This is a genomic window from Pseudomonas haemolytica (assembly GCF_009659625.1).
Lineage (GTDB): Bacteria > Pseudomonadota > Gammaproteobacteria > Pseudomonadales > Pseudomonadaceae > Aquipseudomonas > Aquipseudomonas haemolytica.
Map to the genome: position 1 here is coordinate 15453 of NZ_VOIW01000010.1, position 12174 is coordinate 27626.

Consider the following 12174-nt stretch of genomic DNA (forward strand, 5'->3'; position numbering starts at 1 on the left):
ATGCCCGGCACTACCACACCAGTATCTGCAAGCTCGGCTTCACCACTGGGCGAATGCCGTTGTCGTCACTCAGGGTCTGGCTGGTCCCGGTCAGCGGGTCCAGCAGTTCTGCACGTTTAACCCCTGGCAGGCTGATGCTGCTGCCTTCGGCGCTCCAATACATCAACAGGTGCTTTCCGTCTGGGCGGGTCCAGGCCACGCTGTAGAAGGTGTCCGGTATATCTTTGAGCTGCGGCGTCGCGCCTGGTTGAAGCGTGGGGCCGGTGATCTCGAGGAAGCGGGCGAGGGCGGTGTACACCGGCTTCGGTTCGCCGTCGAGGTTCAGCAGGCCGTAATGCTGGTCCCGCGCCGAGGCGCGTTGGTCGAGGTCGGACAGGGCGAACAGGAAAATCTTCTGGTAGTCCTGGGACGCCATCAAGGCCAGGCGGCGCAAGGTGTAATCGGCCTGCCCATCGATACCGATCAGGTCCTGCATCTCCTTGGGGCCGGCATAGCTGGACCAGCCCCATTCAGTGGCCCATACCTGCTTGATCCCGGCGCCGTGCAGCATTGCATTGAGTTGATCGCCGCGCAGCAGCACTTCGTTCTTGCCCGGCTCATCGGTTTCCGGGGTCATCGAATAGGGGTGATAGGCCGCGACCATGCCCAGGTTTTGCACGCCCAGCGCGCCGAGTGCTTCAAACATCAGGGTTTTGCCACGGGGCGGCATTTGGCTGTAGTACGCCATGCCGCCCATGACCTGCAGTTTGCCGGGCGCGGCACTATTCAAGGCTTGGTGACTGGCCAATAACAATTGGCCGTACTCCTTGGCGTTGACGTTGGGGCGCCAGTTGTTCGGCAGGTTCTGTTCGTTCCACACCTGCCAGGCATCAATATTGGGGTAGCGTTTGGCCAGGAGCGCCAGGCGCATGGCATAGACTTCGACGTCCCGTGGTCGATACTGATCCTGGAACGGCGCGCCCTTGGGGGCGGTGGTGATAAAGGGCGCCGAGCCCACCAGGTAAAACACCGAACGGATTTTTTCGGCAGTCAGGGTGCGGTCCAGTTCATCGAACGTGCTGAGCTGATAACCGTCCTCCTTGGGCTCCAGGCGATCCCAGTGCAAGTCGACCCGCACCCATTCCAATCCAAGCTTCTGATATTGGTTGATCTGCTTGCGGTACTGCTCGGGTTTGAACCACAGAAAGTGCGCGTTCACGCCCAGAAAGTCTTTCCAGACTACGGTGCGCTCCGGCGCCAGGTTCACCGGTTGCGCATCGGCTTTTGCACTCAACAGCAGGGCGCCACCGATGGCGATTGACAGCACCAGCGGCAGATAGCGCCACATGGGGCGAACGGATGAAAGGTTCATCGCAACGGCTCCTCACAAGCATCCCGAAATAGTTCGGCAAAACGTTGGGCCGTGTTGGCCCACTGGCGCTGGCGGCCGATTTCCCCCGCTTGAGCGGCCCATTGCTGGGCCTGTTGCGGGTCGAGAATCAAGCGGTTCAAGGCGTTGCTCAAGGAATCTATGTCGCCCTGCTGATAGGTGATGCCATTGCCGCCGGCCACCTCTTCGGCAAAGGCACGGGCGTTGGAGGTGATCACCCCGCGCCCGCAGGCATTAGCCCACGACAGCGCGCCACTGGTGCCACGCATCTGCCCTAGAAAGCCGAGTTTTTTCGATTCACGGTAGGGCAGTACCATCACGTGGTGCGCCTGGATCGTAGGGGATATCTGGGTCGATGGCAGGTCGAGTTGCCAGTCCACCACATCCTCCAGGTGCAGCGCGCTGATCTGTTGGCGCAGGCCATCGAGGTAGTTACCCGCCGGGTCAAAGGTCATTTCCGGGGCGGTGCCACCGGCCAGGGTCAGGCGTACCTGGCCGCGGCATTGAGGGTGGGCGGCCAGTGACTGGGCCAGGGCCTGGAGCAGGTCCTCAATGCCCTTGCCGCGATAGATAAAGCCGAAATACAGCAGACGTAACGGCGCAAGCGGCGGCAACGCCTGGGGCGCGATGGGCAGGTTGCCGTGGGCAATAACGGCCAGTTGTTCCGGGCGCAGGCCCATGCGTTGGCGCAGGCAGTCGCCGCCCAGGCGGGTGAGGGTGATCAGGCGACGCATGCCTTTGGCCAGGCGCCGTTCTTCGTGCAAGGTCAGCGGGTCGGCCAGCAGCGCCGCCGCCTGGGGCAGCGGGTGGGGCAGGTGTTCGAGCAGGGTCAAGGGGAAAAACAGCTTGGCCCGACGCCAGATCAGGCGCTCTGGGTCATGAACCGTGGCGGTCAGGGGCAGGTGCGGTTGCGCCCGGCGCAGGTAGTTCAGCGCCTGGAACTCGCCGAAACGCCCACCGCCCAATTCGCCATGGACCAGGTCCACATCGCTCCAGTCAAAGGCCTGCAGGCGCCGCAACTGTTCAGGCAGGTCCTGGCAGCCCTCAAGAGGGGTCACCACCTCAAGGCCCAGTTCGATCAACGCAGTGCGCAGGTGCGCGGCGTAATCAGCGATCCCGGTTTGCTCCGGTGGCAGGGGGGCCAGCAGCGCGATACGCATCAGGCCGCCCCGCGCCAGCTGTTGATTCGCGCCAGGACCTTGGCCGGCACTTCAAAGCGGCGACGGTTGAGGATCATGCCGTCCACTTTGCCGAATGCGGTGGTCAGCAGCGACACGGCATTTTCGAGGGTCGGTACGGTGCTGGTGCGGGCCTCGATCACCAGCACGATCTGGTCGGCGCGGCGCAGAATCAGGAAGGCCTGCGGGTTGGACGACAGGGCAGAAGCGTCCAGCAGCAGCACTTCACCCGGCGTTGGCGCGTGCGCACCATTGACCGAGACGCGGTGGCCACGCTCCTCCAGCAGGCACTTGAGCTGCTCGACGATAAACGTCACGCCCTCGCCATGCCGCGCCGAGGTCAGGCCCAGGGCAAAGCCTTCAGTGGCGATGCGCTCCAGGGGAAGCAGGCTGTACAGGCGGTAGAGGCTGGCGGTGACGGCTGCCGGCGTTGCGTCCTGCACATCGGGGATGCTGCTCCACAGCGGTACATGGAACATCTCCTGCAACCGTGTGCCATCGTGGATACGTTGGTCCAACAGGTACAGCACATAGATGGTCAAAAAGCCCACGGCCACGCCGGCAGGAATGGCGAACAGCAGAATCAGCAAGCTCTTGGGAAACACGCGTGCCGGGTTCAGGGTGGCGTGTTCGATCAGGGCGATGTTGCTGATCTGACTGTTATCCAGTTCGTAGTCGATTCGCGCCTGTTCGAGGTTCTCCGAATACAAGGCGTAGCTCTTTTCGGCCGTGCGCAGTTGTTGGCTCAGCTTGTTGAGCTCCGGCTCATCGGTCATTGCCTTGTCACGCTGGGCACGCAGCTCGGCAAGGGTCTTGTCGTAGTTCTCGATTTCCCCGGCCAGTTTGCGCTCTTGCAACTGCGCGTCGATCATCTGCTGTTTGACGTTGATCACCAGGCTGTTGGGCGCAGTGTTTTGCGAGCGTTCCAGGCGTGTGGCTTCCTGGGCGCTGAGTGCTTCCATATCGCGGATGTTCTGCTCGATCTGGTTGACCTGAGGCGTGCCCGGCAAGTAGGTGCGCAACAGGCGTGCCCGCTCCACTTGCAGCGCATTGAGCTGACGCTTGAGGTCGAGTTGGGTGGGGTTGAGGCTGGTTTCACGCATCGTGACCACGTCCGCCGGCTGGCTCTTGATCTGCTGGCTGGCGTTGGCCAGGAGGCTGCGAATCCCCGAGATCTGGTTTTGTGCGCTGACCTTGGCGTCGGTGACGCGGTCGATCTGGCTGGTCAGGTTCTTCAGGCGCGCATCGACACTGATCGAGTCGATCTGCTTCAAGCGGCCTTGGAGTTGGTCCTTCAGACTCTGGATGTTATCTGCAACCTTGCTGCGTTCGGTTTCATAGAAAGTGTGCAGGCTCTTGCGCCCGAGAATCCGCGCACGTTCCTCAAGGTAGGCGTTGACCCATTCCTCGACGATTTTTTGTGCAACTGCCGGGTCGTCCCAGGTGAAAGAAATTTCAATCACCGAAGAGCCCGGCTCGTGACCGGCTGTGAAGTTTTTTTCCAGTGAGGTCGCCAAGCGCTCCAGCGGGCTTTGTTTCTCGGCCAGGCCGATGAACTGCAACACACTGCGCACGCCATTGATGACTTCGCCAACGCCCTTCTTGATGTAGAACTTGGTGACCTTCCAGAAGCCTTGCGGCGGTTCGGCGGTCATCGCCATATAGCGCTCGGCAACGATATGCACGATAGGCCGGCCCGTGAGCATTTTTTCTTCGTCGACAATCGGGTCGTGCTGGGTGCTCGGGGCAACCAGCGTCTGGCGGTTGGCGGCCTCGATCGGCAACGTGGTGTTATCCCGCCCCGGCTTGACCAGCAAGCGTGCGTCGGACTCGTAGCGAGCCGGCAACAGGAAGGCACCCAGCACGGCGACGACGATGGTCGTGATCACTGCCAGTTTGAATTCGCGGCGATAGATGAAAAACAGCCGCAGCAGGTCGCGAAGAGAGCGGATTTCGATCACAGGATCACTCCATTGGATAGATGTTGTTCGTCGAATGAAATCGACGTGCTCAAGTGATACAAAGCCTGCGTCATAATCATTGTGGAGCGCTGATATAGGTATCGCCGGACTTGTTGCCGTTGAGCTGATAATTCAAGCCCAGTCCAACCCCTTTGCTAACCGGAAACAGCTTGGTGAAGTACATATCCACAGCCTCCACCGTCGCGCCGATGCCCGACTGCGGCACAAAGATCAAGTCGCCGCGCTGCAACGCCACCCGGGGGTGATTGGAGTTGGTCAACATGCTTTCCAGGCTGATGAAGTACGTTTTGTACTTGCCATCCGGCCCGGTACGCATCAAGGCCACGTTGGAGGCATCCGCCGAAGGCAAAACACCACCGGAACTGAGCAGCGCCTGCTCGACGCTGACGTTGCCGGCCAGGTCGAAGAACGCCGGGTTAGGCACCGCACCGCCGATAAACACCTTGTTGCTCGGCGCGCTGGCGATGTTCACCGTGACTGCCGGTTCGCGGTAGATGCGCTTGTACTTCTCGGTGATTTCCCTGCCCAGGTCTTCGGGCGTGCGCAAGGCCGCCTTGACGCGGCCAATATTGGGTACCGAGATCACGCCATCGGGGCGCACGACGAACACGCTCATGTCATCGGCTGCCGCCGGTTCCTGGGCATCACGCACGATACGCAGCGAGTCGCCGCTCTGGATCAGCACTTGCGGCGGTGGCAGGTCAGCCAGGGTCAGCGCCGCTTGATGGCCGGCCTTGAGCGTATCGTTATCAGGAAGCGGTACCCGCGCGGGGGTCGAACAGCCAGTCAGCCAGATCGAGGCACTCAAGAGGCCGAGCAGGGTAAGACGGGAACGTCGGTTGATAGTCTTCATGACGGCTCAAGTCCAGTAGGTGGAAAACATGCCCAGGCGCCGTTTAAGCGAGTTGGGCAAGTAGCGTTCAAGGTGGCCGAGGCGATAACCCAGCAATTTAAAGGCGCTGCGCACGACCACTTCGGGGGCGCGGTGCAGCGCGTTGGCCTCGCGCAACGCGCGTAATTCGGCCAATACATAACGTTTGCCTTCGCCGCCGGCGTCGCCAAACGCTTGGCGAATCCACGGCTCGCGACCGTAGAACACACCGATATCGAAGTAGCGGTGAAACTCTTCCAGCAAGCGGTAATCGTGGGAGTGATAAACCTGCGCACTGGCGGCGTAGCGCACCTGGTAGCCGGCCAGCAGCATGCGTGCGGCGACGTAGGCGTCTTCGCTGCCAATCACATCCTGGGGAAAGCCGTCCACCGCGTGCAGGGCGCTGCGCCGGTACACCGAAAACGAATCGGAGCTGAAGCAGGTCTTGATCCCCAAGTGCGGTACATCGGCCAGGCTTTTGCTGCGGCTGGCCGCCGGGTAATTGAAGTGTCGCGATTGTGCCCCCAGCACCCCAGCGCCTGGGTGCGGCAGTTGTCGGCCATAGGCCACGCCATTGAGCGGGTCCAGTTGCAGTTCGCTGATCAGGTTGGCGAAGGTCTCGGCTGTGGCGGGGATCGCGTCCTGGGTCATGACGATCAAAGCGTCGCCACCCACCTGCTCACTGGCCCAGCGCCGGGTGCCGCCGTGGTTGAAGTCACGCGCATCAATCACCTCCACACGCGCGCCAAACTCGCGAAAGCGCGCCACCGTGTCATCGCTCGACGCGCTGTCGACCACCAGCATCTCGTCCGGTTGCAAGGTCTGCATGCGCAGGGCAGGTAGCAGGCGGTCCAGATGGCTGGCCGCGTTGCGGGTGGGGATGATCAAAGACGTACGCATCAGGGTTTGCCTTCCACCGGCGCACGGCCGTAGATGTCGTCATAGCGCACGATGTCGTCTTCACCCAGATACTCACCGCTCTGTACCTCGATCATCACCAGGTCGATGATGCCGGGGTTGGTCAGGCGGTGCTTGTGCCCGGCGGGAATGTACGTGGACTCGTTCATGTTGAGCAGGATCTCCTGCTCGCCATTGGTGATCATCGCCGCGCCGCTGACCACTACCCAATGCTCGCTGCGGTGATGGTGCATTTGCAGGGACAGCGAGCCTTTAGGCTTGACCACAATGCGTTTGATTTTGAACCGCGTGCTTTCTTCCAGCACCGTGTAGGTGCCCCAGGGGCGGGTGACGGTGCGATGCAGGCTGAACGCCGGGTGATTCTGGCGCTTGAGTTCGGCGACGATATACCGCACGTCCTGGCTGCGGTGGGCGTCGGCAATCAGCAGTGCGTCCGGGGTGTCGACGATGATCAGGTCACGCACGCCCACTGCACCCAGTACACGCTTGGGCGAGTCGATATAGCAGTTATGGACGTCGTGCAGGATCGCCTCGCCATTGATCTGGTTGCCATTGTCGTCACTGGGCGTCAGTTGGCGCAGGGCTTCCCAGGAGCCGATATCGCTCCAGCCAATGTCGCAGGGCACGACTGCGACCTGTGCGGATTTTTCCATCAAGGCCACGTCGATGGAGATATCCGGCGCGGTGCCGAAACCTTCCGGGCTCAGTTCGCGCTGGCGACTGCTGCTGTTTTGCAGGCTCTGGCTGTGCTCCAGTGCGGCCTTGGCCGCGTCCAGGACGGCCGGGGCGTGGCGGGCCAATTCGTCCAGCACGGTGGCAGCCTTGAAGCAGAACATTCCGGCATTCCACAGGTGCTTGCCGCCGTCCAGATAACCTTGGGCGGTGGCCTGGTCGGGCTTTTCGACAAAGCGCTGGACCTGGAACCCAACACCCAAAGCCGCGCCTTGTTCGATATAGCCAAAGCCGGTTTCCGCTCGTTCAGGCTGGATGCCAAAGGTCACCAGGTAACCGGCCTCGGCCAGTGCGCGGGCTTTTTCTACGGCTTGGGCAAAGGCGCTTTCATCGAGGATCAGGTGGTCGGCGGGCATCACCAGCAACTGTGCGTCTGCGCCGAAATGTTCCTGCACATGCAAAGCGGCCACGGCGATGGCGGCGGCGGTGTTACGGCCAAAGGGTTCCAACAGCAAGTCAAGGGCCAATCGCTGGGTGTTCACCGCGCGGTAGTCATCGAGGGTGCGAAACAGCAGGTCGCGGTTGGTCACCGTCAGAATGCTGTCCACTCCGGGCAAGTGACTGGCCCGCAGGAAGGTCTTCTGCAACAGGCTCTGATCGTCGCGCATGCGCATGAAGGGCTTGGGCATGTTCTGCCGCGAAACCGGCCACAGCCGCGTACCCGAACCACCGGAGATGATGCAGGGAATCAATCCGTTAAGTGGGTTCATCAATAGACTTCCTTGGTGGAAAGGACGGCAGGAACCGTCATGAAAACGATGTACAAATCCAGCCACACCGACCATTTGGCGATGTATTCCAGGTCGTATTCGACCCGTTTCTTGATCTTGAACAGTGTGTCGGTCTCGCCGCGGTAGCCATTGATCTGCGCCCAGCCAGTGATGCCCGGCTTGACCCGGTGGCGCGAGCTGTATTCGCTGACCGCTTCCTCGAAAGGAATCCCGGCGGCCTTGGTGGCCGTGGCGTGGGGGCGCGGGCCGACCATCGACATATTGCCCAGCAACACGTTGAACAGTTGTGGCAGCTCATCGATGCTGGTCTTGCGGATGATCCTGCCTACCCGGGTGATGCGTGGGTCCAGGCGCGTGGTCTGGTTCTCGGCGTTGAGGTCGGTCTGGTCGACGTACATCGAGCGGAACTTGAACACGCGGATCAGGTTGTCGTTGTAGCCATAGCGTTTCTGGCGAAACAGCACCGGGCCCTTGGAATCGAGTTTGATCGCGATGGCGGTCACCAGCATCAGCGGTGACAGCAGCAGCAGGCCCATGCTGGCCAGTAGCAAGTCTTCGCAACGCTTGATAAAGGGCGACCAGCCGCGCAGTGGCAACTGCGAGGTGTTGAACATCAGGATGCCGCCCACATCGGTGATGCGGTTATGGCCATAGCGCAAGGCGGCCATTTCCGGCACCAGCATGACGTTCACCGACATTTGCCGCAGGCGCTTGACCAGCCCGTTGATGCGCTGCTCGGCGGCCCAGGGCAGGGTGATCATGACCTGGTTGACCTGTTCGGAGCGGATCAGCTTTTCCAGGTCGCGGGTATTGCCCAGCAAGGGCAGGCGGCTCAATTCCTTGGGAATGCGCTCGGTACGGTCGTCGATAAAACCGATCAGGCCGGAGCGGATATCACTGTTGCGCGACAGGTGTTCGGCCACATGGACCGCTGTCTCGGTAAAGCCGAGGATCACCGTGCGCTGGAGAAATTTGCCGTTCTTCATCAAATGGCGGTACAGGCGCAGCATCAATATCCGCTCCACGCCGAACAGCACCAGGCTCATGGAAAACCAGGCCACCAGATTGCGCGGGCTCAACTGCGGGAACAGCAGCAGGATCTGGTACATGAACAGCAGGATGCAAAACGCCGAGATCCAGGCCACCAGCATCACTCGAAAACGCAGGCGATTGCTGAACAGATCCTCGGAGTACACCCCCAGGGCCTGGAACAGGATGATGGTCAGCAGCGCAAAGAATACCAGCAGGCCCAGGTAGTGGTTACGCATGTGCTCGGCGACTGGGTCCGGGTAGAACAACAGGAGAATCGCCGGCAACACTGCAGTCAGGCCATGGATCAATTTTACGAAAACAACAAAAAACTCAACGAAACCGGGACGAGTCAAAAACAGGCTATCGACCGACGATTTACCGCGCATAGATCAGATCCTCAATACACCACCAGAACGTTCCTATTCGTTTGCTCATCCATAAGGCAGGCTTGCTTTACAAGTGGTGCAAATCGAACGACTGCTGTTGCTGGGTAATACGTAATGCCTGTCTAGACGCAGGAATTCACGGAACAATGGCTAACAGTGGCTTTCCTGAGGTTTGCGTCAATTGTATGTCGCTTTAAGCCCGTGCCATCAATAGCTCTCATAACGCCTACATGATATGACGGTTTGTTGACTTGCATTGGCGAGGTTTCAGAAAAATCGAGAATCGATGATGGCTTTTTGGAGTGTAGGAACAAACCTGGAGATTTTCCTGCCAGCAATAAAAGCTTCTTTGACGGAGGGGGATGGGGAAGGGGGGTGTCGAACCAGAGCCGAGTTGCCGGCTCCGGTGCAGGGACTTGTGGGGCTTAGAAGTTGCCTTTGAGGCTCAGTGTCAGGTTGCGTGGCTCCCCGTAGAGATTGCCCCAACCCGCTGTGCCCACGGTTTGGTAGTAGGTTTTATCGAATAGGTTGTTGCCGTTGAGCGCCACGGTCCAGGTGTCGTCCACCTGATACGCCAGGCGTGCACTCCACAACGCATACCCGGCCTGTTCCAGCTTGATGGTTTGCAGCCGGTAGTTGCTGCTTTGGGCGTTGACTCCTGCGCCGACTGTCCATTTCGACAGTGCACCGTCCAACTGGTAGTCGCCCCACAACCTGAGCATATGCCGTGGTACGTAGGTGTTGGACACCGCGCCTTCGGCGGTGCTGTCGATGTTCTTCAGGTTTTTGGTTTGGGTGTAGGTATAGCCGCCGAACACTTGCAGGCGTTCAAGCAGTTCACCGCTCAACTCGGCCTCGACCCCCTGGGCGCGAACTTTGCTCGTGTCGGTATAGCAGTAACCGTCGGAAGAACTGCCGCAACGGGTCATGAAGTCTGTTTGAGCGGCGTTTTTTTCGATTGCGCGGAACACCGCCACAGAGCTGTTCAGGCGTCCGTCAAACCATTCGCCCTTGATGCCCAACTCATAATTCTCACCCATTTTCGGCTTGAGCGCCGAACCGCTGACCGTGGCGTAGGAGCTTTGCGGCTGGAAGATATCGGCGTAGCTGGCATACACCGAAAGGTTGTCATTGAGGTCGTAGATCAACGCGGCAAACGGCGTAACTACGCCGGTTTCCTTGGTGCGAGCGTCTTGATCGGCCCACTCGTCCCAGGCCAGGTTCAGGGACTGGCGGCGGTTTTCGTACCAACTGACGCGACTGCCGACAACCAGCATCAAAGGCTCAGCCAGGCGCAGGCGCAAGGTGGCATAGGCGCCGTATTGCGTGGCGGTCTCGTTGACGGTGCCGCCACGGTACATGTTGGGCCAGAAGGTATCGTCGGCAGGTTCCGGGAAGTGGTGATTGGGGGTGAAAACACTTTGGCGCTGGGGCAGGTTGCGGATCGCATAGACATCGTCTTGGGTGCCACGACTGCCATTAGCGCCAAGGATCAACTCGTGTTGCAGGCCAAACGCTTCAAATTGACCGTCGATATAGGCATCCAGGCCGTAGTCCTTGTGATCGTAGTTCAGCAGCGCGGCGTAGCTGCTGAGGGTGGGGGCCGGGTCGCCATAGTCCACGGTGTCTTGGCTGGCAGCGTATTTGATATCTTGCAGGTTGCGGCTATGCACGGCGCTGACTTTGAGTTTCCAGGCGTCATTGAAATGGTGGGTCACATCAGCGAACAGCGTGGTGCGCTGGCTTTGCCAGTCGTTCCAGGCTTGGCCCAGGCAGGTGGAGCGGCTCAGGCCGAGGCTTTTGCCGTCGCGGTAGCGCGGCAGGCCGCTCCAGCACGGGGTGGCGTCGACATCCTCATGGCTGGCACCGAAGCCTAGGGTGGTGTCGGGCGTGACATCCACGTCCAGGGCCGCGTAAAACGCTTGGTCCTGGCGCTTGGCAAGGTCCATGTAGGAACCACGATTCTGTTGACTGACCGACGCGCGGCCACGCACCGTGCCGCTGTCGTTCAACGGGCCGCCGGTGTCGAGTTCGGCGTGGTAGTTATCCCAGGTGCCCGCCGACAGCCCGAGGCTGGTGGTGGGGGTGGCCTGGGGCCGCTTGCGCACGAAGTTCACCGCACCACTGGCAGTGCCCGCGCCCTTGAGCATGCCGGCAGCCCCCTTGAGAACCTCCACTCGGTCATAAATCGCCATGTTCGCGCTGAAACTGTCGGCCTGTATGTAGTCCTTGCCGATGTCCAGCGGTACGCCATCGAACTGGTACTGGCCGAGCATCTTGAAGCCGCGGGAGTAAAAATACTTGCCGCCCATGGGCGACTCATAGCTGGTGATGCCTGGCGTGCGCTCCAGCAATTGGTCGATGGTGGTGATGTTCTGGTCATCCATCAGCTTGCGGGTCATCACGCTCACCGATTGCGGGGTGCGTCGCAGGCTGTGTTCGCCCTTGCCGATGGTCACTGCGCCAGTGGTGTAGGAACCGCTGCCTTCGGTGGTGGCACCCAGGCGCTCGCCGGTGACGGTGGTCGCGCCCAGGTTTAGCGCCGAGCCGTCTCGCTGCTGGGGCAACAGTAACCAAGCGTTTTGGCCCTGGCTCTGAGCCTGCAACCCCTGGCCTTCAAGCAACCGGCTCAGGGCCTGTTGTGGGGCCAGGGTGCCGCTCAGCCCAGGACTGCTTTTGCCGGCCACGCTGCCCGCGTCATACGACAGGCTGATACCGGCCTGCCGTGCAAATTGATCAAGGGCGCCGGCCAGAGGGCCAGGAGCAATACTCCAGGCGCGGGCCTGGCGCTCGTTGCCGGGTTCCTGGGCGCTTGCGGTATACGGCAGGGTGCTGGCCGCCACGCACGCACCGAGGAGGGTGGCGTTGACGGCGTGTCTAAAAGGTGAACGTTTGGAGGGGAACGCTTGCATGACCGCGGGATGCTCCTGAGGGAAATGGATAACACCGGCCTGTTGATCGGCCTTTCCTTACAG

General features: G+C 60.7%; 8 protein-coding genes. All 8 read right to left on the minus strand.

Annotation, left to right across the window (positions count from 1 at the left end; translation table 11 throughout):
- Positions 1-10: 10 nt before the first annotated feature.
- Positions 11-1351 carry a glycoside hydrolase 5 family protein gene (locus FRT59_RS25905; RefSeq protein WP_153872741.1) on the minus strand — a complete coding sequence of 447 codons (1341 nt, stop codon included), beginning with the start codon at positions 1349-1351 and terminating at the stop codon, positions 11-13.
- Positions 1348-2529: a glycosyltransferase gene (locus tag FRT59_RS25910; protein ID WP_153872742.1), complete on the minus strand. Its 1182-nt coding sequence runs from the start codon at positions 2527-2529 to the stop codon at positions 1348-1350. Before FRT59_RS25910 ends, FRT59_RS25905 begins: the two co-directional genes overlap by 4 nt.
- The gene (locus tag FRT59_RS25915) at positions 2529-4508 is read right to left on the minus strand and encodes a GumC family protein (RefSeq protein ID WP_198809875.1); all 1980 of its coding nucleotides are present in this window, start codon (positions 4506-4508) and stop codon (positions 2529-2531) included. Before FRT59_RS25915 ends, FRT59_RS25910 begins: the two co-directional genes overlap by 1 nt.
- A gap of 76 nt (positions 4509-4584) precedes the next feature.
- Entirely contained in the window at positions 4585-5382 is a 798-nt protein-coding gene (locus tag FRT59_RS25920; RefSeq protein ID WP_153872743.1) for a polysaccharide biosynthesis/export family protein, read from the minus strand.
- A gap of 6 nt (positions 5383-5388) precedes the next feature.
- On the minus strand, positions 5389-6300 hold the full coding sequence (locus FRT59_RS25925) for a glycosyltransferase family 2 protein (protein ID WP_153872744.1): 912 nt from the start codon (positions 6298-6300) through the stop codon (positions 5389-5391).
- Positions 6300-7760, minus strand: coding sequence for a mannose-1-phosphate guanylyltransferase/mannose-6-phosphate isomerase (locus FRT59_RS25930; RefSeq protein ID WP_153872745.1), 1461 nt, complete (start codon positions 7758-7760; stop codon positions 6300-6302). The genes FRT59_RS25925 and FRT59_RS25930 overlap by 1 nt, the downstream gene beginning before the upstream one ends.
- Entirely contained in the window at positions 7760-9199 is a 1440-nt protein-coding gene (locus tag FRT59_RS25935; RefSeq protein WP_153872746.1) for an undecaprenyl-phosphate glucose phosphotransferase, read from the minus strand. Before FRT59_RS25935 ends, FRT59_RS25930 begins: the two co-directional genes overlap by 1 nt.
- Positions 9200-9624: 425 nt before the next feature.
- The gene (locus FRT59_RS25940; RefSeq protein WP_153872747.1) at positions 9625-12111 is read right to left on the minus strand and encodes a TonB-dependent siderophore receptor; all 2487 of its coding nucleotides are present in this window, start codon (positions 12109-12111) and stop codon (positions 9625-9627) included.
- Between the last annotated feature and the right edge of the window lie 63 nt (positions 12112-12174).